18 protein-coding genes are annotated in these 25,627 nt (G+C 57.8%); 6 read left to right on the top strand and 12 right to left on the bottom strand.

Annotation, left to right across the window (positions count from 1 at the left end; translation table 11 throughout):
- Positions 1-30: 30 nt before the first annotated feature.
- The 4 genes from zorD to zorA1 are packed head-to-tail and all read right to left on the bottom strand — an operon-like array spanning position 31 to position 7,850.
- The gene (gene zorD, locus ACI5GA_RS20400; protein WP_421424020.1) at positions 31-3,279 is read right to left on the bottom strand and encodes a type I Zorya anti-phage system protein ZorD; all 3,249 of its coding nucleotides are present in this window, start codon (positions 3,277-3,279) and stop codon (positions 31-33) included.
- Positions 3,279-4,904 carry a type I Zorya anti-phage system protein ZorC gene (gene zorC / locus ACI5GA_RS20395; RefSeq protein WP_421424018.1) on the bottom strand — a complete coding sequence of 542 codons (1,626 nt, stop codon included), beginning with the start codon at positions 4,902-4,904 and terminating at the stop codon, positions 3,279-3,281. Before zorC ends, zorD begins: the two co-directional genes overlap by 1 nt.
- Positions 4,901-5,644: a type I Zorya anti-phage system protein ZorB1 gene (zorB1, locus tag ACI5GA_RS20390; protein ID WP_012053768.1), complete on the bottom strand. Its 744-nt coding sequence runs from the start codon at positions 5,642-5,644 to the stop codon at positions 4,901-4,903. Before zorB1 ends, zorC begins: the two co-directional genes overlap by 4 nt.
- Positions 5,645-5,657: 13 nt before the next feature.
- A complete protein-coding gene (gene zorA1 / locus ACI5GA_RS20385; protein ID WP_421424016.1) occupies positions 5,658-7,850 on the bottom strand; it encodes a type I Zorya anti-phage system protein ZorA1 in 2,193 nt (730 codons plus the stop codon).
- 607 nt (positions 7,851-8,457) lie between these two features.
- On the opposite strand from zorA1, the gene ACI5GA_RS20380 reads away from it, so the two are divergent.
- Positions 8,458-9,717, top strand: a complete 1,260-nt coding sequence (locus tag ACI5GA_RS20380) for an IS256 family transposase (protein ID WP_421423166.1) — start codon at positions 8,458-8,460, stop codon at positions 9,715-9,717.
- Positions 9,718-9,930: 213 nt separating this feature from the next.
- Here the strand turns inward: ACI5GA_RS20380 and ACI5GA_RS20375 are convergent, their stop codons facing one another.
- Positions 9,931-10,935, bottom strand: a complete 1,005-nt coding sequence (locus ACI5GA_RS20375) for an aldo/keto reductase (RefSeq protein ID WP_421424014.1) — start codon at positions 10,933-10,935, stop codon at positions 9,931-9,933.
- 118 nt (positions 10,936-11,053) lie between these two features.
- Between ACI5GA_RS20375 and ACI5GA_RS20370 the strand changes: the two genes are divergently transcribed.
- Complete coding sequence (locus ACI5GA_RS20370) at positions 11,054-12,004, top strand: LysR substrate-binding domain-containing protein (RefSeq protein WP_421424012.1); 951 nt, start codon at positions 11,054-11,056, stop codon at positions 12,002-12,004.
- Here the strand turns inward: ACI5GA_RS20370 and ACI5GA_RS20365 are convergent.
- Positions 11,994-14,654, bottom strand: coding sequence for an autotransporter outer membrane beta-barrel domain-containing protein (locus ACI5GA_RS20365; RefSeq protein WP_421424010.1), 2,661 nt, complete (start codon positions 14,652-14,654; stop codon positions 11,994-11,996). The genes ACI5GA_RS20370 and ACI5GA_RS20365 overlap by 11 nt on opposite strands.
- 401 nt (positions 14,655-15,055) lie before the next feature.
- On the opposite strand from ACI5GA_RS20365, the gene ACI5GA_RS20360 reads away from it, so the two are divergent.
- The 3 genes from ACI5GA_RS20360 to ACI5GA_RS20350 all read left to right on the top strand — a co-directional run bounded on the left by ACI5GA_RS20360 (position 15,056) and on the right by ACI5GA_RS20350 (position 17,802).
- A complete protein-coding gene (locus ACI5GA_RS20360) occupies positions 15,056-16,234 on the top strand; it encodes a sugar transporter (RefSeq protein WP_404639624.1) in 1,179 nt (392 codons plus the stop codon).
- Between the two features lie 395 nt (positions 16,235-16,629).
- The gene (locus tag ACI5GA_RS20355; RefSeq protein ID WP_404639626.1) at positions 16,630-16,911 is read left to right on the top strand and encodes a hypothetical protein; all 282 of its coding nucleotides are present in this window, start codon (positions 16,630-16,632) and stop codon (positions 16,909-16,911) included.
- Positions 16,912-17,121: 210 nt separating this feature from the next.
- On the top strand, positions 17,122-17,802 hold the full coding sequence (locus ACI5GA_RS20350; RefSeq protein WP_421424007.1) for an HPP family protein: 681 nt from the start codon (positions 17,122-17,124) through the stop codon (positions 17,800-17,802).
- Here the strand turns inward: ACI5GA_RS20350 and ACI5GA_RS20345 are convergent.
- Positions 17,799-18,662 carry a LysR family transcriptional regulator gene (locus tag ACI5GA_RS20345; protein ID WP_404639630.1) on the bottom strand — a complete coding sequence of 288 codons (864 nt, stop codon included), beginning with the start codon at positions 18,660-18,662 and terminating at the stop codon, positions 17,799-17,801. The two genes, ACI5GA_RS20350 and ACI5GA_RS20345, sit on opposite strands and share 4 nt — an antisense overlap.
- Before the next feature lie 190 nt (positions 18,663-18,852).
- On the opposite strand from ACI5GA_RS20345, the gene ACI5GA_RS20340 reads away from it, so the two are divergent.
- Positions 18,853-19,125, top strand: a complete 273-nt coding sequence (locus ACI5GA_RS20340) for a hypothetical protein (protein ID WP_421424005.1) — start codon at positions 18,853-18,855, stop codon at positions 19,123-19,125.
- 130 nt (positions 19,126-19,255) lie between these two features.
- On the opposite strand, the gene ACI5GA_RS20335 is transcribed toward ACI5GA_RS20340, so the two are convergent.
- The 5 genes from ACI5GA_RS20335 to ampD all read right to left on the bottom strand — a co-directional run bounded on the left by ACI5GA_RS20335 (position 19,256) and on the right by ampD (position 25,562).
- Positions 19,256-21,541 (bottom strand): Orn/Lys/Arg decarboxylase N-terminal domain-containing protein, encoded by a 2,286-nt coding sequence (locus ACI5GA_RS20335; protein ID WP_404639634.1) that lies wholly within the window; start codon positions 21,539-21,541, stop codon positions 19,256-19,258.
- Positions 21,538-22,947 (bottom strand): putrescine-ornithine antiporter, encoded by a 1,410-nt coding sequence (gene potE, locus ACI5GA_RS20330; RefSeq protein ID WP_404639636.1) that lies wholly within the window; start codon positions 22,945-22,947, stop codon positions 21,538-21,540. The genes ACI5GA_RS20335 and potE overlap by 4 nt, the downstream gene beginning before the upstream one ends.
- Before the next feature lie 170 nt (positions 22,948-23,117).
- Positions 23,118-23,891, bottom strand: a complete 774-nt coding sequence (gene surE, locus ACI5GA_RS20325) for a 5'/3'-nucleotidase SurE (RefSeq protein ID WP_421424003.1) — start codon at positions 23,889-23,891, stop codon at positions 23,118-23,120.
- Between the two features lie 270 nt (positions 23,892-24,161).
- Positions 24,162-24,998, bottom strand: a complete 837-nt coding sequence (gene ampE / locus ACI5GA_RS20320; protein WP_421424001.1) for a regulatory signaling modulator protein AmpE — start codon at positions 24,996-24,998, stop codon at positions 24,162-24,164.
- A 15-nt stretch (positions 24,999-25,013) separates the two neighbouring features.
- Positions 25,014-25,562, bottom strand: coding sequence for a 1,6-anhydro-N-acetylmuramyl-L-alanine amidase AmpD (gene ampD, locus ACI5GA_RS20315; RefSeq protein WP_421423999.1), 549 nt, complete (start codon positions 25,560-25,562; stop codon positions 25,014-25,016).
- Positions 25,563-25,627: the final 65 nt, after the last annotated feature.

The raw sequence follows: 25,627 nt of genomic DNA, 5'->3' as shown, positions 1-25,627 counted from the left end.
CTGGGTGTCCGCTCAGCATAGAAGTGCCACTCACCTCGTTTTGAGCAGCCCCTCAAAATCCGAAGCCTGAAGCTCCGACGCCCCACTCAACATATCCCGCGCCAACGCCCGCCGCTTACTCAGTAACTCATCCAGCGTCGCCTCAAACGTCGGCATCGCTGCATCCCGAACCGTCGGGTAGTAAACATAAACATCCTTCTGCTGACCAATCCGATAAGCCCGATCTGTCGCTTGGTCTTCCTTGGCCGGGTTCCAGCAACGCGTGAAGTGAATGACGTGGTTGGCGGCCTGCACGTTCACCCCGAATCCAACGGCGATAGTGGACAGGATGATGACGGCAAAACCCGGCAACTCCTGGAATTGATCGATCAACCGCTGTCGGCTATTGGCACTCTGGCTGCTGGTGCTGGTATCACCGTTGATGACCGTCGCCCGAAAGCCAAAATGCTGCTGAATCGCGTGCTGCAGTTCACGCTGAATATCACGCAACTCGGTAAAGACGATGACCTTGTCGCCGTTTCCGGCCCTTTTGATCGATTCAAGCGTTTGCATCAACCATTGCAGCTTCGGCGAGTTGTCGCGCAAGCGTGTATCTGGCTGAACGCTGTAGGGATGCGCACAAATCAGCTTGAGCTTGTACAGTAACCCAAGCATGCCGGAGGTCTTTTGATCGAGCTGCTCTTCGATCTGCTGCTTCTGGCTGTAGGCGGATATTTCAGACAGGTAAAGATTACGCTGCAACGAATGCATGCTGAGTGAACGACATGCCGCGTCTTCGATTTTGGCCGGAAGATCCTTGGCAACGTCCTGCTTGGTACGTCGCAACGTTTGCGGATCAATAAGCCCACGTAACCGCTCCAGGGCAACCGTATCTCGCTCCAGTGCGGCTTCGATTGGGCGCTGATAGTCGCGCCCGAACTGGTTCAAGCCGCCCAGAAATCCGGGCTGAATAAAGTCGAACAGACACCACAGATCGATCAGAGTGTTCTCGACCGGCGTACCGGTACACGCTACTCGGAACCGTGCGGGAATGGCTTTGATGGCCTGAGTCACCAGTGCCGCCGGGTTCTTCAGCTTCTGAGCTTCGTCACACACGACGATGGACCATTGCTGGCGCGCCAGGGAAAACTCCTGATCGCGCAGCGTCTCGTAAGTCGTCAGGACGATTCGGGCATCGCCCATCCAACCTGGGCGCAGCAGGTTCTTGATGCCTTTGGCTTTCAAGTCTGCAGGGATTTCATCTTTCTTGAACTTCACTGCACTTAAGGCTGAGCCATACAGTTTCAGCACGGGCAGTGCGTCGGCAAAGAAGAAACGGTGAAGCTCTCGCTCCCAGTTATCGAGCAACGAGACTGGCGCGACGATCAGTGTCGGCTGATCTTTTGGGTACCGCTCCAGGTACCAGACCAGGAAGGTGAGCAGTTGGATTGTTTTCCCAAGCCCCATGTCATCAGCGAGCAAGCAACCCGATACGTCCGTGGGGGACAACCGGAACAAGTGCTGCAACCATGCCACGCCCTGAAGCTGATGCTCACGCAGGACGACTTCAGGTTTGAGCAAGCCTGGCAGCTCTGGCGTTGCATCCAAAGCGGCGCGTAACGCTGCTTGACGCACTTGAACGTAGGTAGGCTCATCAATGTTGTGGCCGATTTGGAGTACCGCGCGCCCAACCTTTTCCAGTTGCTCGCCCCGGCCGCTCTCGACGGGTGCGATCTTCTTCGACCAGGCATCAAACAGTTGCTCGGCAGAGGCAATCGAGATTGGCGTTTCGGACTCTGGTAAAAAGACCGTTTCATCACCAGCAGCGCGCGCTTCATCCAACCGTTGCTCAAACGCCTCAAATTGCGCACGGTCGGAAGGGTCCCAGCGCCCAAAGATTTCTGCATCAATGCCCAGCGCCGCCACATCTTTCGGCAACCAATTCTCGGTCGCCTCTTTGACCAGGAATGGCGAAGTAATTCTTTCCGCTTCCCCAATGCCAGTCACACGATCGCCGTACAGAGACAGGTCCAGAACCGAATCAAACTCGATACCGGCCGCTTCGTTTTGCCAACGTTTAAGCAGGTCATTAATACCGGCCAACTGGCGTAAATCAAAATCACTGAGTTCCAGCTCATAGCCCTGCCAGAAACCCGCAGGCATGCCTGCCGCCAACTTCAGTTGCAGCTCATGCACGAACGGCGCGAATTCATGGGCCGCTCTAAATTTAATTTCGATGGGTAGTTGCGGGGTTGATGAGATCGGTTCGAGCGTCAGTTTTACTTGCTCAATGCGCTGCCCTGCTTCATCCAGTTTGGGTTCCAGATGAAAGCGATGGAAGAAAATACCGGCCTCGGCTAGCTCGTCTTCATAGGTCTCGGCGTCCAGCACGTGCGCGGCACTTTCGCCGAGTGTACTGTAAGGGTTGCGGACGAATGACAGGGCATCGTCGCCTGCGACCCGACGCCCGGGCAACGAGCGCACGTAGTCCAATACCGATTTGACTTCGGGTTCAATCAGAACATGGGTCAGCGATCCATCATCACCCGTTACACGGTATCGATCCTGAACCTGCGTAGCACCGTCAAAACTCTCAAGCCAGTTGGCCGGCTGCCCTTCGAAGCTTGGTTGCAGCTCGATAACTGGAGTGTCGCCTGGCATCGATTTTCGCGGGTTGAGTCGCAGCTTTTCGGGTTTGATAACGACGGTCTTGTCCAGAAAACCATCCATACCAGCACCAGCCTTGCGCGCCAGTTTTTTGATGCTGGCCCAGCCGATCTGGTTGGTGACTTCACTTGGCTCATTGTGTTGTGCCAGATAAAGCTGTCTTACAGCGCCGGTCAGTTTCCACGATGCCTCAGGCAGAATTTCTGTGGTTCCCTGATAGTGAACGATGGCCCCCGTACGCTGCACCTGCACATTGGCGTTGGACTGCGGATCACGCCAGCCACTGATGGTGACTTTGAAATCATCGGACGCAAGGCTGCCTTGGCTGCTCAGTTGAGGGATGAGGGCTGTGTGTGGCGGCAACCCTAAAAGCGGCAGGCTTGTTAAGTGCTCGGGCTCATCCAGCAGCCGATAGAGCTCTTCCCACGTCAGTAGCCAGCGGTCGCTCAGTTGTGAGACGAACTCCTCTTCTTCCAACTGACCAAGATAACTCGCCAGCGACCACGACTCCGTATTCTCCGCCAAGCTCAAGGGATAAGAAATGCCCTGCTCTTCAATGGAAAAAGCAGGTGCGGAATTTTCTGTTGTTGAACTTGGCTGCAAGCCAATGCCTTTGAGAAAACGCTTGAGCATTACTGTCTCCAGAACCGGAGTGGCTGGTGATTGACGGGCCTGAAGCCCAGGCGTTGCAGTGCAGTTACGGCGGCCGGGTCATAGTCATCAAGCTGGACCTGAAATGCACCGCCGCGCTCGCGCTGATCGTAGACCCTGTGTTTCACCGACTTAAGGGCGTCACGGACTTGGTCTTCAAAAGGCAACGGCTTGGCTGAACCTGCCGCTGCAACCTGGCTCTGCACACGGATACCCAATTGCTCGAGGGCATCATCGAATTTGCTGAGCCAGCCTTCTATGCGATTTGGGTGGCTAGGTGCAGGTGAATGCCGCATAGGATTGAAAGGACTCGCCTGCTTCAGATCTGCTTTAAGTGCGAGCTGAGATTTGTCCGGATTGAACGGAGAGCTATCTGCTTTGTACACATAGCAGGCATTACCTGTTCCAGAAAACTCTACAAAAAAGTAGTTTCCAATCTGCATGACCACAGCATTATTGTGCCCAGAACCACCAATCAACTTGCTCAGACGCCCTTTGTTCTTTTCACGGAAATGAACAAAGTCTCGCCCACTGTGTTGCCAGGCGTCCGAGCCCATGACAATCCGGGTGTAGCTCATCTGGTTGGCAAATCTTAGCCAGTAGTACAGGCGCGACTGATCAACCTCGGAGTCTCCCTTCAACAAGTTGAAAAAGTGCTCCAGATCCTCCTTCGCAAACCACGCCACAACCATCGCACAGACATCTTTATCGACATACTGCAGCCAGCTGTTTTGTCTGGAGCGGATCTGCGGACTCCCCCAATTGTCGAGCGCAAGCTGTTTGAGCAGCGACGAAGGCTTCTCACGATAAGCTGCCAAGTGATAACGCGACAGACATGCACTCAAAATGTCATTCATGTACCGAGGATGCTGCCGACCAATGTCTACAAGGTCAGCCAAACGCTGAGAAAACTCGTCGTCATCCAGCATAAAAATGCGAGAGATCAATACGGTAAAAATCCTCCGCCACAGCCAACTGTTGTCAGGTATCTGAGCAATTGTTTGCAAAGCCGAGAGGTCGCTGATTTCTCCCTTGAACATCCGGTCCCCTAGCTTGGCACCCGCCTGTTCAGAAAAAAGCTCCTGGTGTTGCTGAACAATCTGCACCCACTCCTTCTCGCGTTTCTGCTGGTCTCTGACACATTCGAAACCGAGCTGTACGTCTTCGCGCAACAGACACCAATTGGCGTTTTCAACAGGCTTGGCCGCGTCGTACCCAAAGTAGCTGAAGCACAACGCCAACCAATCTCGACGGCTCAACCTTCGCGTCTCAATGCGCTGATGGACCTCCTCATGCACTCGGGCGTAAAGCTGGTCATCGTCCAGTATCGGCCCGACTCGCTCGCTCTTATCCGAAAGGCCCGCGAACACCAACCGCCATTCCGAGGCGTTGAGTGGCAGCACACTGCGAAACTTGCTTATTGCAGCACGGCGCTTTTCTTCGGGTGGCGGCAAGGCCTTTTCAGCGCGCTCGAATCGCTCGTAAAGATCGACTCCCGCAGCAGCCAGACGAGGGAAACGCTCCAAGGGTTCTGGGGCCTGCACCGTGCGATGAGATGACAGGCTTTGGCTAATGGCAGCGGAAAGCCTCGCGATCGAGCTGGTCATCGGTTCATCGCCAACTGACATTTTTCCACGTCAGTGTTAGTGAACACCGGCACATCAGGCTTGAGACTGCTCTCCTTCTCCTTCAAGCCAAAGAACTGCATGCGCAACTCCACTCGCCGGCTTTCTTCCTTGGTGTCCTTTGCATTGTTGAACGACACACCACCCGCCAGAAACATCGATCTAATCTGCTGTTGATGCTCCGGCGACAATCCGACCTGGAGCGGGCTACGACTATCGAGCAGGCTGCACATCACCCACTCCGAACGCTGCAGTGACAGGTGCAAGTTATAAAGGTAGGAACCATCGGTGTCGGTCGATCCCTCGATCACAACCTGTTTGAACCACTTGCGCCCCTCTTCACTGTTAGCCGCGTCCAAAATCATCGGCACGACCTCCTGAAGTGCCGATTGGCCATCGTTGCTCAGCGCGTACTGGTTATGCCCAAAACGGCCAGCATCGCCGAAGCTGATTCGGTTGTCCTTACAGTCCACAACGATGGTCTTGCTGGCAGTCTTCGCCTTGAGGCTCAGGTGCTCGCAGATCTGGCTGATGTCCTTGCTACGCTGCTTCTCCCCCTGTTCCGCCTGGTTGATCCGCTGCGTCACAGAACTCAAAGCCGCCACCATGACCACGAGGAACAGAATCATCATCGCGGTCATCAAATCAGCGAAGGAAATCCAGAAAGGCTTCTCTCCCTCGTCCTTTGAACGGGCAGCCGAAGGCATTTGCTTACCAAACATCGACTAGCCTCCGTTACCGCCTGATACGTTCCATGATGTCGCCGAAATCTTCGAGACTTTCCTTGACCCCTTCCACACCGCCGGCGAGGCTTTTGACTGCTTTATCGAGCTCGGTGTCAAGGCTGCCCAGGGTTTGTCTCAACGCCCGGTCCATACCTTCACCGAATTCCTTGAAGCCGTTACCCAGCACACCACTGATGTTTTCGAGGTATTCGTATACTTCACGGTTGAGCGCCTGCATCCGCTCGCTTTGAACCTTCAGGTCCTGGAGATATTGGCTGCGCCCGCTGGCTTCCCCTTGCGCACTGGCAACTACCCCTTCGATGACAGCGAGCGTTTTCACGAGCGCTTCACGATTGTTCCGGTAGTCCGCGACAACGGTATTCAGCTCTCGCGAAGCCTGTGCAAGTTCAGCCCCTGCGCCCTGGACTGTACCCATGAGCCCCGCCGTCGACTCACTGGCTCGCGCAACGCTCTGTCCGGCAGTTTCAAATCGCTCAGCCGCCGCCCGCATCTTGTCCGCACCTTGCTGCATGCTGTGTAGATGCTGCTCTGTCTGGGCGCTCAATGCATTGACGGTGTCCTGGGCAGATTTCTGTTGCTCGGAAACCGTCTGCAGCAATGCTTTGACCTGCTCGTCAAGGCCGCCCACCAGGTCGCGGGTTCCTTGGTGCAGGTCTGCCTGGGCAGCGCGGGTGGATTGATCCATCTGCTGCTGGCCCTGTTCCAGTTGCTTGAAGACTGCCGAGAGCTGCTCACCCAGTACCTCGACGGAGCCCGCAATCTTGGCCATGGTTTCCTGTTGGCCTTGGCCGATGCTCTGCTTGATCGACTCGACAAAAGCCTGGAGATTCTCAGCCATTGCCTGCTGGCGAGCTTCGCTTTGAGCGAAGAGCTTCTCCAGTTGCTCGGCCATTCGAGCGCCAGCCCCCTCCCCTTCGTTGCCGATACGGGCAACCGAAGCCTGAAGATTGGCGAGCATCTCGTTCATCCCCGCTTGCATGGCGTTTTGTCCGGCCTGCATATCGGCCAGTAGCTGGGCAATCATGGTCGAACTGTTTTGATTCGAGGACTCGCTAGCCGAACGCATATCCTGGATCAGCGTAGAAAAGCCCTGCTGCATCGACTGCATGGCGGCAACCGACTGGCCCATCAACTCGTGCAGGCCATTGAACTGCTGGCCGAACGTACCTTCCAGCTTGTTCATGAAAGCAACCAGAACATCCTGAAGCAGGTTCTGTACCTGCCCGGACTGATCGCCACTGGCGGCCTGCACGGCTCCCGCGATGGCTTCAAGCGGCGACTTGAGGCTATTTTCAATTGCGCCGCTCACTTGGTCGGCCAGCAGTTGCCCTGAGTCACGGTACGTCGTAGACAAGGTATCTGCCAATTTGAGGCTTTCACGAACCTGCGTATCAACGAGGTTCTGTAGCATTTCCCGCAGATCTGTAACCAGGCTGTCCTTTAGCTGGCGGGTTTGCACTGAGCTCTCTGCACTTGAGCGCACCAGCTCGGCCAGGTATTCCTCACCGACACCGCTGTCAAAAAGTCCATCGATTGTTTCATTGAATGCTTCAAGCAGCTTGTAGCAGTGCCCCAAGCGCCACTTTTCAGTAAGCGTGACGGCAATAGAGGCCATGATTGAAATGAAGGAGCCGATGAAAGCGAACAGCACGTCTTTCAACAGCTTATCGACGCTGGCGTTAACCTGTTCAGGCGTGCTCGGGTCAAAGTGCTGAAGACCTAGCATCAAGCCGAAGAAGGTTCCGACGATCCCGATACCGGTCAAAATACCCGGTAGGTGCTTGTAGAACTCGGTCCCCAGCGGGGTATCAACCACACTTTGCGGTGAGAAGAAGTGTGCAGCACCGGCAGTGGCTCGTGATCGGAGAAGAACCTGTTCGCCCTCCTTGAGCTCGAACTGATCGTGCAGCGTTTCAGCATACTCGCGCCAGGAATGCTCCAGTCTGCTGCCACTGAACAGACGTTCCAGCTCAGAACGCCGAAGAGGTGGATCGAGAGTTTTCACGTTCTGCAAGCTAACACTCAAACGTTTCAGCTGGGCGCTAAGCTTGAATGACCTACAGAAGTAACGGACGAAGTACCAAGCGCAAAGAACGAAAACGAGACCAACAACCATTTTGGGTGCGATCAGCTGCTCAGAGCTTGCTGCACCCCATAGGTGCAACAACGTCGAAAAATCCATACCTTCCGCCTTCAATTAAGCATTCTTGATGTTCAGCATGACCGCATTACCGACACTGATGCGTCAAAGACCAATCCAGCTGGATCATTGACAGCACCTTGCCAAGCGCGCGCTTCGGGGTGCCACAATTTCGGAATGGACGGGCGCACCGCGTGCACCCTAGAACCTTCCGTGGACAAATGGTGGGGGATAATGTCCTTATGCCAGCACCTTAGCTTGAGCCGTAACTGTCGTAAAGCTGAAAGCTCAACCCAATATTCGGCATCCTGAAGCGAAGCGATTTCCCATCTACCCGCTTAGCTTGAGAGCAGCCCTCTAGGTGCATCTGATCGTGGTGAAAAACCTCAGGCAAGTGCAGTGCAGGCTGATGGCGGGCTATGCCTTCAGTTCGATGCGCCGCGTCGGTGTCGAGCCGGGCCGACGATCGGATCAGGAGCTCGCGCAGGTCAGTCGAAGCAGGCTGACGCTTCGACCAGGTCGACCGCGATTTGGGCGCAGGTCGACTTACACTCGTCACTGTTGTTTGTTGGCAGGCTAGGAATAGGTATCTCAGCGAGACTGTCAGAAATTTTGTGTTCGGGCCTAACATGTAGCTAGAGGTGCATGTATGCCGACCAAAAAGAAAGCTGCCAGTGCAACATCGAGAGAGCTGCCCTCGATTCCCCAAGAGATCATCGACCAGTTCGTTAAGGGGCCGATGAGCGCCGAAGCCATTCAGGATGCCTCGATGGCGTTCAAAAAAGCGCTGATCGAGCGCGCCTTAGGTGCCGAACTGGGGCAGCACCTTGGCTATCCTCAGGGCGCGGAGCGCCCCGAGGATTCGACCAACCAGCGCAACGGCAAAAGCGGCAAAACGGTGCTCACCGACGATGGGCCGCTTCGCCTGGACATTCCCAGAGACCGAGACGGCAGCTTCGCTCCCATCCTGATTCCCAAACACGAACGCCGTTTTACCGGCTTTGACGACAAGATTATCGCCATGTACGCCCGCGGCATGACGGTGCGTGAGATACGCGCTTTTCTGGCGGAGCAGTACGGAACAGATGTATCGCACGATTTCATCAGCTCGGTGACGGATGCTGTGCTGGATGAGGTTGGAGCATGGCAGCAGCGCCCTTTGGAACCGATGTATCCGGTCATCTTCTTCGATGCATTGCGAGTGAAGATCCGTGATGAGGGCTTGGTGCGCAACAAGGCGATATATCTGGCGCTGGGCGTATTGCCGGATGGCACGCGTGACATCTTGGGTATCTGGATCGAGAGCACAGAGGGCGCGAAGTTCTGGATGAAGGTGTTCAACGATCTAAAAACGCGAGGCGTTGAAGATGTTCTGATCGCCGTCACTGACGGGCTCAAAGGCATACCGGAGGCCTTGGGAGCGGTTTTTCCTGCCACCACGCTGCAAACCTGCATCGTGCATCTGATCCGAAACAGTCTTGATTACGCGGCTTGGGATAAACGCCGTCCGCTGGCCAAAGCGCTCAAGCCTATTTACCAGGCGATCAACGCTGATGCTGCGGAACAAGAGCTGAACGCCTTTGAAGCAGGGCCTTGGGGCAAACAGTATCCGACAGTAGTCGCTGCGTGGCGTCGTGCCTGGGATCGGGTGATCCCGTTCTTTGTCTTCCCGCCAGCCATCCGTAAAGTGGTCTACACGACCAACGCCATCGAAAGCATCAACGCTCAGTTGCGAAAGATCATCAAGACTCGTGGGCACTTCCCGACAGATGATGCCGCGACAAAATTGATCTGGCTGGCGTTACGCAATATCACTGCGGATTGGAGCCGTGCGGCACACGACTGGAAAGTGGCGCTTAACCAGTTTGCGATTCTCTATGGAGACCGTTTTACCAGACCAAGCTGGTGAAACAACGGCCTGCCTAACGGCAGGCCAGACCAGCCCGAACACAAAAAAACTGATACTCCCATCTCAGCATTCCAGTTGGTATTCCAAGCTAAAATTCAAACCGAAATTAAGCCTATTAATCAATATATTAATCAGTCGATTCAACTTACCCCGGCCCACCAAATGATCAATCAAAGACGTCCAAGGACGTCTTTTTGTGCCCAACTAAAACCCTCAAACCGGCACAGGCGCATTCCCCGCGATCAATCCTGCCTCACGCAAGGAAGTCCAAAACGCCGCCGGAATCACCGCCCGCAACGCAGCCACATCCTCCGCAATCCTCCCAGGCCGACTCGCCCCCGGAATCACTGCCGCGACAGCCGGATTCGCCAGCGCAAACTGCAACGCTGCCGCTTTGACATCCACGCCATGCTCCTGAGCAATGCGCTTGATCCGCTGCACCTTGGCAACGATCTCCGGGCTCGCCTTCTGATATTCGAAATGTTCACCACCCGCCAGAATCCCGGAGCTGTAAGGCCCGCCGACGACGATGTCGGTGTTGTGGGCGTTGGCTTCGGCCATCAACCGTTGCAGCGCGCGTTCGTGGTCGAGCAGGGTGTAGCGGCCTGCGAGGAGGAAACCGTCGGGTTTGGCTTCGTCGAGGGCAAGGGTGAGTTCGATGGGTTCGACGCGGTTGACGCCCAAGCCCCAGGCTTTGATCACGCCTTCGTCGCGCAGGCGGGTCAGGGCTTTGAAGGCGCCGGTGCGGGCCTGTTCGAAGTAGTGCAGCCATTGGTCGCCGTAAAAGTCTTGGGCGATGTCGTGAATCCAGACGATGTCGAGGCGGTCGGTTTTCAGGCGTTTGAGGCTGTCTTCGATGGAACGCAAAGTGGCGTCGGCGCTGTAGTCGTTGACGATTTTGTTGCGCAGGCCGTGTTCGAAGACGCCGCTTTTTTCGCCCAGGTCGCGGGAACTGTTGTCCAGTTCGTCCAGAATCACGCGACCGACCTTGGTGCTAAGGACGTAGGCGTCGCGGTTGTATGCTTGCAGCGCGTCGCCGAGGCGAATTTCTGACAGGCCCGCGCCGTAGAAAGGTGCGGTGTCGAAGTAGCGAACGCCTGCGGCCCACGCTGCATGGACGGTTGCCGCCGCTTCATCCTCGGGGATATTGCGGAACATGTTGCCCAATGGGGCCGTGCCAAAGCCCAGGGTGCCGGGGAGTTTGTCTTTCAAGCTCATGGTGGTTTCTCCAGTTCGTCTGTGGGTCGTTGTTGCGACCGTTGAGCCGATTCTAGATTGCCACGCCGAGACCGTCCAAGACACAATAAGCAACACTTGAGACCTGAAGAGCATCGCCATGTTGGATCTGCGCCAGCTTCGCTATTTCGTTGTCGTCGCCGAGGAAGAACACGTCGGGCGTGCGGCTGAACGTCTGCACATTTCTCAGTCGCCGTTGAGTCGGCAGATCGCACAACTGGAAGAACGCCTTGGGCTGGTGCTGTTCGAGCGCAGCCAGCAGCGGATTCGTCTGACCACCGACGGTCGTACCTTTCTCACCGAAGCCCGTGCGCTGCTGACCCACGCCAATCGGTTGGAGTCATTGGGCAAGCGGCTTGGACGGGGTGAGGAAGGCGGGTTGTGCATCGGTTACATCGAGAACGCGATGCACGCCAACGTGCTGCCCAAAGCGTTGAGCGAGGTGCGGGCGATCAGGCCGGGTGTGCATGTTGCGCTGTACAACCTGAGTTCGGCGGATCAGTTGGAGGGCTTGCGTCAGCGCAGCCTGGACGTGGCGCTGGTCAGCGAGCCGCCCGCCGATGATGACCCGGATTTGACGTATCGGCAGTTGCTGGAAGACCCGATGTTGCTGGCGCTGCCTGCGAATCATCCGCTGGTGAACCTTGAGCGGCTGACTCCGGCTGAATTGGAGGATCTGGACTGGATCGGCGTGAAATCCAGTCAGGGTCAGAATCATCACGATGATTTTGTCGCGGCGTGCATTCGGGCGGGATTTACGCCCCAGATTCGTCTGGAAGCTGCCGAACCCTACACGGCATTGGGACTGGTCGCGGCAGGATTGGGGATCGCGATGACTCAGAAAAGTCTCAATCAGGCCGCGTATCCGGGTGTGGTGTTTCGCGAACTGCCTTGGCTGACGTTCACCCTGCCGTTGTGGGCCGCGTGGCATCGCGTGACATTGAGGCCACTGGTTGAAACGTTCCGGCTGATTCTCACCGGGCACGACACGGCGCTGTACACAGGCGCTTCCTCCAACGCACCGCAGACCCCGACAGCGCTTACCAACTGACTCTGACACCCAGAGTGCCCGTCAGGCTCTCCAGCGATTCGCTGTCCAGATTGGCGTCATACCCCAGCGACAGGTACACGCCGACGCTGGGAGAGAGCCTGGCCATCAGGCCTGCGTCAACGTTCATCGATGAAGTCCGGTGTTCACTCTTGATCCGGTCGACGCCGTTGTAGGTCACGGTGTCCCGACCGCCAAAGGTGTGCCAGGCGTTGACGCGCACGTAGGGTTCCAGCGGGGTATCGCCGAACAGGTAGCGCCCGTTGAGCCTGACGCCCGCTCGGGCGGTCCAGTAGGGTTGGGCGTCGAACGCAACGTCTGAGATGCCGTCGTTCTGTTTATCGAGGTCGATGCGTTGGTGAATCACCTGAACCTGCGGCTCGACGCTCCAATGCTCGCTGACCGGCAAGGGATAGCCCCCTTCCAGCGACAGCGTGATCGCCCGCCCCTCGGTGTCGAGTTTGACGCCACGGTCCGAGCGATTGCTGCCGTTGAGACGAGTGCCCATGACGATGGCGTCGATGTAAGCGCCCTGTGAACCGATCAGCGTCCAGTAGCCACCCAAATGATCGCCTTCAAGCTTGAGGTGGCCGGAGTCTCGATGCTGAAAGCCCTCGGCGAAACCATCGACATCGCCTCGCAAACGGCTCTGTCCGACAAACAGGCCGATCCGTTGCGAGCCACCGAAATCGGTCGGTGCCGCGTAAAGGTCCTGGCCGATCTGGTAGCCCCGACTTGAACCCTCGAAGCGTGGCGACACCGTACCCGCCCAGCTTTTTCTCAAATCGCCGCCGTACACACGCGCCCATCCAGCAGGTATTCCACCGCCGTCCATCAACAGGCTCTGCTCACCTTGACGGTCGTGAAACGTCCCTAGCGCAGACTGGGTCATTCGTTGCGCAGCCGGAGTGATGACCGAGTACACCGGGACTTCAAGGCGATACAGCGGAATCGGCTCGGCCCCCGGTGTGGCGTCCGGCAGTGCGGGAGTCGTGGCGGCAGGTTCAGGGGAGTTGGCGGCCAACGCGGTTGATTGAACGGCCACAGGTGTCGCAGGCGCGACTGGCGTTGCGGTGGGCGGCTCCACGGGCGGCTCATCTGCGCTGATCACCGGAGCGGGCGCCGGTATTGGGGCCGGTGTGGCAGGCACCACGGGAGCAGGTACAGACAAGGGAACCGCCAACGCCCTTACCGCCACCACGGACGAGCGTAGATACCAGTTGTTCTCGGTCCCGGCGGTCACGCCGCCTTTGAACAGGTAATACTGATACGCGCCCGCCGAGACCGAGCCGTTGAGGGCGAACGCATCATTGCTGCTGGTCGCACCATTGAGCGCCTGAACCACTTCAATGCCGTTGGCCACCGTCAAGCCGCCGAGGCCACCCAGATTGCTCACGCTCAACTGTGTGCTGCCGCTGATCGTGCCTTGCGAAACGATCAGCCGATCACTTGAAGAGTTGTCATCTCCCAACACCGTTTGCAGCCGTAACTGGCCGTTGGCGCCCACGTAATTGCCATACACACTCAACGTATCGCCCGCTACGGTGCTGCCGGTGGTCATATCGATCACGCCCGCGTTGTTCAGGGTCGTCAACTGACCTGCGGAAAAAGGTCGGATCGAACCCTGGGTCGGTGCCAGCGTGCTGCTGTTGTCGATGTTGAACGTGCCCGTGCCACTGACAGCGTCGCCGAGGAAGAGATCGCCAGGCAGATCGAAATCGGATTGAGCGGTGAGGTCGACACGCTCCCAGCCAATGTATCGGCTGGGGGTTGAAGTGGTGGTGTTGACGAACGAGAGCGTGTCATTGCCCAATCCGCCGTCAAGTCTCGGAGTGGGGGTCAATAGCGTTTCGGTCAGGTGGGTCAGCCTCGCGGTGTCATCACCGTCCCCCATCAAGACCTGCGAGCGTAGTTGTCCACCGTTCGTCCAGTTGAAAACGTCGTTGCCCAGGCTCATCCGGATTTCACCGGAGACAACACCGCCGCTGAGGCTGAAGCTGTCGTTGCCGCCGCTGACGCTGATGTTGCCGCCGACACTGCCACCCGACATCGTAATGGTGTCCAGCCCCAACCCTGTCACCAGATTGCCAATGATCTGACCGCCCGACAGGTTGAAGACGTTGTTGTCCAGTTTCATATCGACGCGGCCGATGCTGCCTCCGGTCATGGTGGCAATGTCGCCGTCTTCGAAAGCGCCGACGATGGTTCCGCCGCTCATCGTGAACAGATCCCGTGAATCGCCCTGAGACAGCGACTGGATGGAGCCGCCTGTCATGCTGAACCGATCAGGGCCACTGCCCTGCAATACTTGGCCTGTGACAGCGCCCGCCCCTATGATGATGACGTTATCGCCATCGCCCAGATCGACACCGCCCGCGATCGTGCCCGAATTCATCAGTAACTGATTCGACCCCGCCCCCATGACGATATTGCCGGTGACAACGCCTGTTCCACCTGCCGGAAAAGTCAGCGTGTTATTCCCCAGCAAATCCGTCAAACCGGGGCTGCTCCCGCTGTCGCAGACATAGCTGTCATTGCCCGCACCTGCGATAAGCGTGCAAGCGGCCTTAATCTCCGTGACTGGCAATAACGACATGAATACGCAAGACGAACAGAGAATATTGCTGACGCTAGCCCGATTGGGCCGTTTCATCAGAAATACTCCTGCGGGTATTACCCGAAGCAGTGACTTCCCTTTTGTATACCGCTGCCAGTTCGAGCTTCTGACAACGAGTTTTTATTCCCTTTACTTTTTTCAGATAAGTTCACGCGCACTCATGCGTCAAGTTATCGTTGCCTGACAGGTAGTTACTGTCGTCACGGCGGTTTCGTCAGACCGCTGGGCGATTTTGACGCAGGGCACTGCCGTTGTGACAACGTTAACAAGGGCGTAAACTGCGCCTCATCTGGCTGTACCTTCCCATACTCATAATAGTCTGCTGACCGCATCCCGCCCGGGCGTCGAGCCTTGTGCGGTTTTTGTGCTGGTTGGCGTTTGGTATGGATGGCCGACCGCCACCGAATTCGTTTTCCCTTGAGGCTGATGTGTCCTTCATGAACACCCCCGATGCTCGCACTGGCAGTTGGCTCAGCGTGATCGCGCTGGCTCTCGCAGCCTTCATTTTCAACACCACTGAGTTCGTGCCAGTGGGGCTGCTCAGTGCCATTGGACACAGCTTCGACATGACCACTGCGCAAGTAGGCCTGATGCTGACGGTGTATGCGTGGATTGTGTCGCTGACCTCACTGCCGATGATGCTGATGACCCGCAACATCGAGCGGCGCAAGTTGCTGATGTTCGTGTTCATTCTGTTCGTCGCCAGCCACGTGATGTCGAGCATGGCATCCAGCTTCGGCATGTTGCTGGTCAGCCGCGTCGGTATCGCGCTGGCCCACGCGGTGTTCTGGTCGATTACCGCTTCCCTCGCCGTACGCGTCGCGCCTGCGGGCAAACAGGTCCAGGCCCTTGGACTGCTGGCCACCGGTACGTCGCTGGCGATGGTATTGGGCATCCCGCTGGGCCGCGTGCTCGGTGAAGCGCTGGGCTGGCGCATGACATTTCTGGCCATTGCGGGCACGGCGAGTGCCACCGTTTTGGTACTGATGAAATCGCTGCCGTTGTTGCCGAGCCAAAACTCCGGCTCGTTGCGCAGCCTGCCCATCCTGTTCAAACGCCCGGCACTGGTCTCGCTGTATGTGCTGACCGCTCTGGTGATTACCGCACAGTTCACGGCTTACAGCTACATCGAGCCTTTCGCACAGGCCGTAGGGAAAATGAGCGGTGACATGATCACCATTATCCTGTTGCTGTTTGGCGGTTCAGGCATCCTGGGCTCCATCGTGTTCAGTCGTTACAACAACCGTTACCCGCGCGGGCTGCTGATCGCTGCTATCGGCGCGCTGGCATTGTGTCTGGTGTTGTTGCTACCACTGTCGGGCAAGGCGTCGTGGATCGCGACGCTGAGCATCGTATGGGGCATGGCGATCATGTGCTTTGGCCTGGTCATGCAGGCCAAGGTGCTGGCCATGGCGCCGGATGCCACGGATGTCGCAATGTCGCTGCACTCGGGCATCTACAACATCGGCATCGGCGGCGGCGCATTGCTGGGCAGCATGGTGATCAGCCAGTTGGGCATCGCCAACGTGGGGCTGGTGGGCGGGCTGGTGGCGCTCAGTGGCTTGGCGCTGGCGTGCGTGGCGACGTATCGGTATGGAGAGTCCATCCGCGCCTGAGCCAAACCACCTATTCGACGCCAAGCCTGTGGGAGACGGCCGGGCGTCTCCCACAACGCTCCTTCGTGGGTGAGTTCCGTGCCCCACCATCATTCATATCGATAGCCAACATTCCTGCGATTGCCTTCCGCTCACATTTCATGAGCGTACTATCGCTCTCACACCCAAACACGAACGAGGGCAGGAAAAATGGTTATTCATCTTCTGACTTGCTTGACGCTCGCAGCGCTCACCAGCTACGTCGTTGCCCTCAAACTGTTCGCGCTGGAACCCGTGGCTGCCACGGCGGACGAACAGGCTAATCGTGTGATGGCACGGACTCATTAAGTCCAAGTAGCTGACACTTATCAGCACCAAGTAACGTTCAACTTTCTGTTTAATGCGGAGCACTCGACATGACCCGAGACGTCACCCTGCACGTTAGTTTTCCCAACTTTGGTAATAACTACTACTCACAACATGTCGTCGTGCGCAAAAACCGTCACAGCCTGATCGAAGACAAACGTTTCGATGCCTTCATGATGCCGTCGGCGGAAAACCACTTCAGTAATGAGGTTGTGGGCTTCAACGATCAGTTCCGTTTTCTGACGGATGTGTTGGCCATGCATTTACTGGAAGTTGACGCTGCGCGACCTGCCCGCCAAGCGCGTCCTTCGGGGCAGTCGCGCGCTGTTTAACTCAATTTTTTTGAACTGAAGCTGCATTTTTTCGAATTTGCTTCACCGCTTCTTCCGCTCCACACTCCCTGTGCTTTGAGTTCGACGGGAGGTCGCCGCAACGACCTCCCTTTCGTCGTTCTGCCCTTTGAAAACTTCTGGCACTTGCCCCATTTGTGCGGGAGCTCGGCGGCCACCGGCGAGCTCCTTTTTTCACCCTGGAATTCTCGCGTGAAATCGCTTCTTCGCAGCTTCATCCCTCACTCACTCAACACGCATCCGGCTGAATGGTCGCGTTCTGCACTTGGCGCCTGCCTGGGCATTTTCGTCAGTGCGCTGTTGAGCCAGCAATGCTTTGGCCTGAATGTGACGCTACATTTGCTCGGTCCCATCGGTGCGTCGGCGGTGCTGCTGTTCGCGGTGTCGACTGGCGCTCTGGCGCAGCCGTGGCCGATCATCGGCAGTTATCTGATCTCTGCACTCGTGGCGCTGCTGTGCATCGAAGTCTTCGGCAATACCATCGCGGCGGCGGGCGTCGCGGTCTGCTCGGCAATGGTGATCATGTGCGTCTGCCGCTGCCTGCATCCGCCGGGTGCGGCCGTGGCGATCAGCATTATTACGTCGAAACATGAGTTGTCTGCGCTCGGTTTACAGGTACTGCTGCCGGTGATGCTCAACGCATCGGCGCTGCTGATCACGGCCCTGATCTACAACAACCTGACACAGATGCGCTACCCGCGCGCGCAAGCACCTTCTGCGCCGCCCCCCACGCCCATAGAAAGAGGCTTCAACAGTGCGGATCTGGACAAGGCGCTGGACGACGTCGGCGCGTTCATCGACGTGTCTCGCGAGGACCTGGAAATGATCCTGCTGCTGGCCGAAGCCAACGCCCAGCAGCGTATCCAGGCCTAGATCAGTGGGTCCCAGCGCTGCGACCAATCGCCATTTTCCCGAGCGATCTCACGCAACAACTCGAAGGCGTGTTGCAGGGTCGCTGAGGGATTGTCCCGCGAATAGACCAGATAGGTCGGATAGCTGAACTCGGGCGCCAATGGCACGCGCTCCATGATGCCGCGATCCAGGTAGGACTGAACCACTCGCGTACGAAAGTAACCGGCGCCGCCATTGTCCAGAATGTACTGCAAGGCGAACGGCCCGAGGTTGAAGGCTACAGCCGCCTTGGACTTTTCCGGCATCGCCGCGTCGTGCTGCTCACGAAATGCCGGTCCCCAATCGATATACACGTAGGGTTCGGGGTTGCCGACCACGCGCACCAGAATCAGCTTCTCTTCCAGCACCTCCTCCACCTGCAACGCGGGCCAGTACGCAGGCTGGTAGACGAGCGCCGCATCCAGAGCGCCGCGCTCGACATCCTTCATCAACACCCCGCCATCCTTGACCTCCGAATGCAGCGCGTAGTCGGGAATGGTGCTGCGGATTTCACGCACCCAACTGAGCATCAACGGGTTGCACAGACTCATTTCCGCGCCGATGCGCAGTACATGACGATAGCCGTCAGGCAAGGGCAACTCGCGGCGCGCTGCGTCCCAGGTCTGCACCAGTTGATTGGCGTACACCACGAACGCCTCGCCATCGGAGGTCAGCCTGGCTCCCGTGCGATTGCGGATGAACAGTGTGCAGTTCAGATGACTTTCCAATTTCTGTACGCGAGCGGTGATCGCCGTCTGGGTGACGTGCAGCTTTTCAGCGGCGGCCATCAGGCTGCCCAGGCGGACGATTTCAAGAAAGGTTCGGGCGAGGTCAATGTCCATCGGTACGGCTCGGCTACAGGCGCGGGGATCGCCGCGCCATGGTAGCGCAGTGGCCTGCCGTTCAGCGGGAAAGCCTATGGGTTTTGAATTTATAGGTGGCGTCGCTCTGGCAGAAATCCGAAATCCGCTGTCTCATGCAGCAGGTTCGCACAGACCGTGAACCCCTTACCTACCTTCTGCGGAAAACAACATGAAACACGCCCTGCTCACCGGCCTGCTCCTGACTGCCTTCGCCCTGCCCTTCGCGGCGTCGGCCAACGATGACAACAGCCAGTGCCAGATGAATTTGAGCAAAGTTCGAGACGCCAAAGTCGCCAACCCTGACCTCAGCGATGCCGTCAAAAGCGATGTCGATACCACCGTCCACCGCGCCGAATCCGCGCTGGCGCGGCACAACGATGACGGTGCGCGCGAGTGCGTGGCGTTGACGCAGCAGGCGTTGCAGAAGATTCAGAGCAACTGACGTAATCCGCAACACTGAAAGTTCACTGTGGAGCCGCCTTGGTGGCGAATGCGACGAGTCAGCCAGCACATCCTTAGCCGACACAACGCTTTCGCCACCAAGGCGGCTCCCACAATGTTTGTGCACAGACTTACTTCAATACCAACAACCGATAAACCCCCGCCTCGCTTTCGATCCCGTGGGTGTCATGGGTGAACCCCGGGAATGACCGATCGAAGCTCTCCAGCGCCTTGAGATACGCCAGCAACGGCCCATCCGACGGCCCCGCATTTTCACCTGGCATCAACAGCGGAATCCCCGGCGGATAGGGTACGATCCCGGTCGCGGCAATGCGCCCCGCCGCCTCCTCCAAAGTCACCGATTCGACCTCGTTCTTGACCAGCTTTTCATACGCCTCAACCGGGCTGAATTCGGCCTTGGGCAGCGTGCCGAATGCCTGAGCCATGGCCGCCGTGGTTTTGGTTTTTTTCATGGCAGCGAAGATGTCCTGCGCCAGATCCTTCAACCCCATCCCCGCGTAGCGCTGCTGATTGGCCGTCAACAGATCAGGCAGGCACAGTTCCAGTTCGAGGTTGGTGTCGTAATCACGTTTGAAGTCCAGCAGCGCGTTGACCAACGTGCCCCACTTGCCCTTGGTAATGCCAATGGAAAACAGGAACAGGATGGTGAAGTCGGTGGTTTTCTCGACGACGATCCCCTGCCGCCCCAGGTACGCACTGAGCACGCACGCTGGAATGCCGAAGTCGAGCAGATTGCCGTCGTCGCCCATGCCGGGGCTGAGGATCGACACCTTGATCGGGTCGAGCATGCAATAGCCGTCTTCGATGTCGCCGAATCCGTGCCACACCTCGTTGGGGTGCAAGACCCAGCAATTGGGGTCGGATTTGAGCTTGGCGGGATCGACCTCATGGAACGGAATCGACGTTGCTCCCACCGGCACGGAGGGCGGCTGCCAGCACGAGAAAAACCAGTCGTCATGGCTGAGCATGTCGCTCTGCATGCGTGAAATGACCTGGCGAAACGCAATGGCCTCTTCGATGGATTCGTTGGTCAAGATGTGCCCGCTGGGGGCCTCCATCATCGCCGAGCTGACATCGCACGAGGCCATGATCGCGTAGTTGGGCGAGGTCGAGGCGTGCATCATGAACGACTCGTTGAAGCGCCCGTGAGGAATCGCATTGCGGCCATTTCTCACATGAATCATCGAGGCCTGCGACAGCGCCGCGAGCAGCTTGTGGGTCGACTGCGTGGCGAACACGGTGGGCTTGGACGCGTCGTGATCGTCCGGGCTGCCGTGCATCGCGAAGCGGTCCTTGTACAACGGATTGAAGCGAGCGTAGCCGTACCAGGCTTCGTCGAAGTGCAGGCGATCGACACTCTGGCCGAGCAGCTCTTCGACCCGTGTCACGTTGTACGTCAGGCCATCGTAGGTCGAGTTGGTGACGATGGCGTGCACGGGCGTCGGGTCGATGTGGCTTTTGACCAGCGGGTTGTTGGCGATGGCGACTTTCACGCCTTCGGCACTCAGGGTCTGCGGCAGAATCGGGCCGATGATGCCGTAGCGATTGCGGGTCGGCACCAGGTAGGTCGGAATCGCGCCCGAGAGCGTCATCGCATGCTCGGCGGACTTGTGGCAGTTACGGTCACACAGGGCGATCTGATCACGGGTCACGCTGGCCATCAGAATCACCCGGTTGGACATCGACGAGCCGTTGGTCACGTAATACGTGCGATGGGCGCCAAACACCTTCGCCGCGTAACGCTCGCCCTGCCCGATCGGACCGCTATGATCGAGCAGCGAACCCAGTTCACCCACCGAAATCGACAGATCCGAACGCAGCAGGTTTTCGCCGAAGAACTCATAGAAAGCGCGGCCCGCAGTGCTCTTCAGAAACGCAGTGCCTCCCGCGTGCCCCGGTGTATGCCATGAGTATTCATAGCTGCGGGCAAACTTGAGCAGCGCGCCGAACATGGGCGGCAACACGGCCTGACGATAACGCTCGATGGCCGCCATGATCCGCCCGCTGAGAAAACGGCTGGTGTCTTCGGGCAGCCAGATGAAGTCGTCAGCGTGCTGCATGACGATCAGCGGCACACTGGACGCGGTGCTGCGGTCGCTGATCAGGAACACCGGCACGCGGGTGTTGCGTTCACGTAAAGCCGTCAGCAGGTCGATGCATTCCTGATGGTCGGCGCTGTCGTCCATTTCCCAACTGAGCAGCACGCACTGGATGGCCGGGTCGGTGCTCAGGATCGACTTGGCGTCGCTCAGGCTCTCGGACGTCAGCACGCTGATGGAACGCTCTTCGACATCGCTGATCAACTGGATCAACGCGCGACCGAACACGCTGCGTTTGTCGGGCTGCTTGCAGACCAGCAGTGCCAGCATGCCGAGCAGGTGTCTGTATTCCGTCATGATTGGATCTCCAGTGTGGCCGTCTTCAGGTTGTTCACAGGAACGGGTTCGCCCACGATGTGCTGCGCCGAAACGGTCTGGGTCGGCACGCTGTTATTCAGCGCCTCCAGTTTGATCAGACGTGTGTTCACGAAGCCGAACAGCGTGTAGCCGACGATGGTTGCCACACCGCCGAGCATCAGCGCCTGCGCGCCCGAGCTGTATAGCGCCAGGTAGCTGTAGGCCGCCGCGATCCACGCGACGATGTTGGTAAGGAGTGCCTTGTTGGGTGGGACGTTCGATACTTTTTGCAGCGTCATTAACGTGGCCATGGACAGGATGTACGGCACCAGATTGGTGACGACGGCGAGATTCACCAGCGTGTCGAATTGCTTGGCAAGGTCAGGGCTGATGGTCAGTAAGGCCATGGCAGTCTGCATCGCCAGCAGGATCAGCATGCTGATGATGGGCACGCCGTGCTTGTTGGCCTTGGCGAAAATCGGCAGGAAATACCCGGTGTCCGCCGAACTCTTGAACACCTGCGCCACCGTGAACTGCCAGCCCAGCAACGAACCGATGCAGGCCAGCACCATCAGCCCCATGACAATGCTGCCGATCATGGGGTTGAACATTTTGGCGAAGACCAGACCGAACGGCGCGGTGGACGCGACCAATTCGGCGTTATCGACGATCCCGGCGATGACGTTGGTCGAGACGATGTAAATCACTGCCGCGCCCAGTGTTCCGCCGAGCACCGCAATCGGCACGTTCTTCTCGGGGTTTTCCACTGCATCGCCGTTGGCGCACGCCGACTCAAGTCCCAAAAACGCCCACAACGTGATCGCCACCGATGCGCCCGCAGCGTTGTACCAAGGCATGTCGTGCGGGTTCCAGCCTGCCGCGTAAACGCTGCTGTCGAACCAGAACCAGCCAATGGTCGACACCAGCACCACTGGCGCAATCACACCCCACACCGTCACCGAGCCGATTTTGCCGGTGATGCTTGCGCCACCGAAGTTGGCGAATGTGGTGATCCACAATAACGCGATGGTCGCCAGACCGACTTGCAACGACCCCAGTTTTATGTCGAACAACGTCTGGATATAACCCACGGCGGTAATACTGATCGCCACATTGGCAATCAATAACGACAGGCCGTAGGTGTAGTTGGTGATGTAGTTTCCGGATTTGCCAAAGGTGTATTCAGCATATCCACCCATACCACCGGTCTTGCGACTGAGCATGCCGCAGCGTGCGAACGCATAGGCCAGTGCCAGAGAGCCTGTGGCCGTGATCAACCAGGAAAGGATGGAAATACCGCCGACTTCGGCGAGTTTGGTAGGCAATAACACAATGCCGGATCCCAACATGTTGACGGCCGTCAACATAGTGAGTTGTCCCACGCTCATTTTCTTTGCGACTGACATTCCGTTGCCTCATGGGAAGAAATGAGAGGCTTTTAGCTATAGCAAAAGTTTCTCACTAAGCAAGAAAGTCAGACTTTATTAGTGAGTAGCCAAGAGCCACTTCTCTATTCAATCAGAATCGATTGAGTGGCTCAGATCGTTGTAATTGGAGGGCTACAGGGATGTGCTCATTAGTCGGCCAGGTTGTTTTTCAAACGCGCCATGACGTCCAGATCCGTACGTTCAAACCGCAGCGGCGTGGCGGAGATCCCGCCATGGGTCACCACCCACGTCTCACTGTCATCGAAATCCGGGCGCTCATGGCGGTCGATGTTCAGCCAGTAATAACCCTGCTCACGCATGTCGGTGCGCTGGGTGATGTTCAGGCCGTCCATGCGACCGATCCCCTGCCGAGTGATTTGCAGTGGCCCAGCGTCCTCTGGCTCGACGTCCGGAAAGTTGACGTTCAGACACACGTCACCTGCCCATTCCATCGTGATCAACCGACGAATCACGTCAGGTGCCAATGCCCGCGCGGTACCCCATTTCACCGCATCGCGGCGGGTGAAAAACTGGCTCAAGGCAATCGACGGAACGCCCAACAACAGGCCCGCCATCGCGGCACCCACCGTGCCGGAAAACATGGTCTCGACGCCCAGATTGGCGCCCTTGTTCACGCCAGACAGCAGCAGTTGGGGCGGCTTGTCCATCAACTGACGCACGCCCACGGCCACACAATCGGCCGGGGTGCCCGAAACGGAAAAGCGACGCTCGCCATATGACTTCACACGCAATGGATGATGCAGGCTCAGTGCATGGGAAATCCCGCTCTGGTCCTGGGCAGGCGCGACGATCCAGACTTCATCGGCCAACTCCCGCGCGACAGCTTCCAGGACTTCCAGCCCCGGGGCATCGATGCCGTCGTCGTTGGTGATCAGGATCCTCTCGATTCGCGGGTTCGACATGCAGCTCTCCTTTTGGCAGGTGATGAAAACTCAGAGGGAACACAGCCTCAAGTGCAGAGACGATTTCCATGTGGGAGGTTCTATGGTGGCTGGCCAGCCTTTTTCGCCACCAAGACGGCTCCCACAGTGATTGCGTCGAATCCATATTTTTCGTTCAACGCCGAACCTGTAGGAGCTTGCTGGCGAAGACGGTTGGTCGGCCACCATAGAATCGGCTCTGGGAACCGAGGGCCTACGTACCCACGCAAAGTGTTTGGACACCAACTCAACTCAAACCAACAACGTAAACAGCGCAAACCCGGCATACCAGACGATCGCCGAACGAATCAGCAATTCCCACAGCACGTCCAGACTGTTCACACCTTCGGCGCCCACAATCGGCGCAGGCACTTCTCCTGCGACGCAACCGACACGGGTAATCAAATCCGAGGCACTGATGTTCCAGTTGAGCAGTTCACTGAGCATCACGCGGCTGACGGCCACAAAATTGCCCACCAGCGCGAAGCTCGCCGCCAGCAGCCGTACCGGCACCCAATCAAAGGCGTGACGCAGTTGCGTCGCGCGCTCGACCAGCGCTGGAGTCTTGCCCCGCTCGGCGGCCAGGGCGAGCAAACGATAAGCCAGCGCCGCCACCGGCCCGAGCACGAAATACCAGAAGATCACCGCGAAGAAGCCCTGATAGACCTGCCACAGCAAATACGTCTGCGCGCCGCCCAGCAACTGTTCTTCATTCTTAGCACGCACGCCCAGATCGCGTTCGGCTACCAGCGCAGCGGCTTCCTGATCGCCACGACGGCAAGCGTCACGGAACGACCCGAGATTGGCTTTGATGTCGCCACGGCCCAGGCTGTACATCAGCACCAAAAGGTGAATCGGCAATGCCAGCCAGCCGTAGGCCACCGACCCGACGATCACCAGAACCAGCGCCAGCACCAACAAGGGCAACAGCACGGTCAGGGTCAGAATCCACCATGGCCGCCTGGCCGTACGCGGGTTGGACTCAAGACGGCTCAGTTGCGCCAGCCACGGCCCGTCGCGCTGAACGCGATGGCGCAGCGCAGAAAACTTTTCGATCCATACCGCCAACAACAACACCAGAAAACTCATTACCCACTCCTGGATTCAAACCTGTAACGCCGAACGAAAACGCGACCAGTCAAAGCATGGACCCGGATCGGTCTTGCGTCCTGGCGCAATATCGCTGTGCCCGCAAATGCGTTGCGTGGTGATCGCAGGCCATACCGACTGTAGCTGGCGGGTCAAGGCAATCAGCGCGTCATATTGCGCGTCGGTAAACGGCTGATCGTCAGTGCCTTCCAGCTCGATGCCAATGGAAAAATCGTTGCACGTCTCTCGGCCTTCAAACCGTGATACGCCCGCATGCCAGGCGCGATCCAGACAAGAGACGAACTGCGTCAGCTCGCCATCGCGCTCGATCAGAAAATGCGCGGACACGCGCAACTCGGCGATGCCTTCAAAATAGGGATGTTCTGTGACGTCCAGCCGGTTCTGAAAGAACTGCTGAACCTTGCCAGTCTTGAATTGCGCGGGCGGCAGGCTGATGTTGTGAATCACCAGCAGAGAGATTTCCGCGTCGGGACGGGCATTGAAATTGGGTGAAGGGCAATGATGCGCACCGTGGCACCAGCCGGTGGCGGGGTCCAACTGCATGAAGGGTCCTTAAAACCGGGATCGACAGCGAGCAGTATGCCCGCGATGGGAAGGGATGTGGGCAC

The organism is Pseudomonas sp. Pseu.R1 (assembly GCF_045764065.1).
In the GTDB taxonomy this organism is placed as follows: domain Bacteria; phylum Pseudomonadota; class Gammaproteobacteria; order Pseudomonadales; family Pseudomonadaceae; genus Aquipseudomonas.
This window is presented reverse-complemented; position numbering and strand designations above follow the sequence as displayed.

Excerpts from the sequence above, each read along its gene's own strand:
- ACI5GA_RS20335 (WP_404639634.1), bottom strand. The coding sequence starts at position 21,541 with ATGACGGAATACAGACACCTGCTCGGCATGCTGGCACTGCTGGTCTGC.
- ACI5GA_RS20355 (WP_404639626.1), top strand. The coding sequence starts at position 16,630 with ATGACCCGAGACGTCACCCTGCACGTTAGTTTTCCCAACTTTGGTAAT.
- ACI5GA_RS20345 (WP_404639630.1), bottom strand. The coding sequence starts at position 18,662 with ATGGACATTGACCTCGCCCGAACCTTTCTTGAAATCGTCCGCCTGGGC.
- ACI5GA_RS20370 (WP_421424012.1), top strand. The coding sequence starts at position 11,054 with ATGTTGGATCTGCGCCAGCTTCGCTATTTCGTTGTCGTCGCCGAGGAA.
- ACI5GA_RS20340 (WP_421424005.1), top strand. The coding sequence starts at position 18,853 with ATGAAACACGCCCTGCTCACCGGCCTGCTCCTGACTGCCTTCGCCCTG.
- ACI5GA_RS20365 (WP_421424010.1), bottom strand. The coding sequence starts at position 14,654 with ATGAAACGGCCCAATCGGGCTAGCGTCAGCAATATTCTCTGTTCGTCT.
- ampE (WP_421424001.1), bottom strand. The coding sequence starts at position 24,998 with ATGAGTTTTCTGGTGTTGTTGTTGGCGGTATGGATCGAAAAGTTTTCT.
- ACI5GA_RS20360 (WP_404639624.1), top strand. The coding sequence starts at position 15,056 with ATGAACACCCCCGATGCTCGCACTGGCAGTTGGCTCAGCGTGATCGCG.
- ampD (WP_421423999.1), bottom strand. The coding sequence starts at position 25,562 with ATGCAGTTGGACCCCGCCACCGGCTGGTGCCACGGTGCGCATCATTGC.
- zorC (WP_421424018.1), bottom strand. The coding sequence starts at position 4,904 with ATGACCAGCTCGATCGCGAGGCTTTCCGCTGCCATTAGCCAAAGCCTG.
- surE (WP_421424003.1), bottom strand. The coding sequence starts at position 23,891 with ATGTCGAACCCGCGAATCGAGAGGATCCTGATCACCAACGACGACGGC.
- ACI5GA_RS20380 (WP_421423166.1), top strand. The coding sequence starts at position 8,458 with ATGCCGACCAAAAAGAAAGCTGCCAGTGCAACATCGAGAGAGCTGCCC.
- ACI5GA_RS20375 (WP_421424014.1), bottom strand. The coding sequence starts at position 10,935 with ATGAGCTTGAAAGACAAACTCCCCGGCACCCTGGGCTTTGGCACGGCC.
- zorD (WP_421424020.1), bottom strand. The coding sequence starts at position 3,279 with ATGCTCAAGCGTTTTCTCAAAGGCATTGGCTTGCAGCCAAGTTCAACA.
- zorA1 (WP_421424016.1), bottom strand. The coding sequence starts at position 7,850 with ATGGATTTTTCGACGTTGTTGCACCTATGGGGTGCAGCAAGCTCTGAG.
- zorB1 (WP_012053768.1), bottom strand. The coding sequence starts at position 5,644 with ATGTTTGGTAAGCAAATGCCTTCGGCTGCCCGTTCAAAGGACGAGGGA.
- potE (WP_404639636.1), bottom strand. The coding sequence starts at position 22,947 with ATGTCAGTCGCAAAGAAAATGAGCGTGGGACAACTCACTATGTTGACG.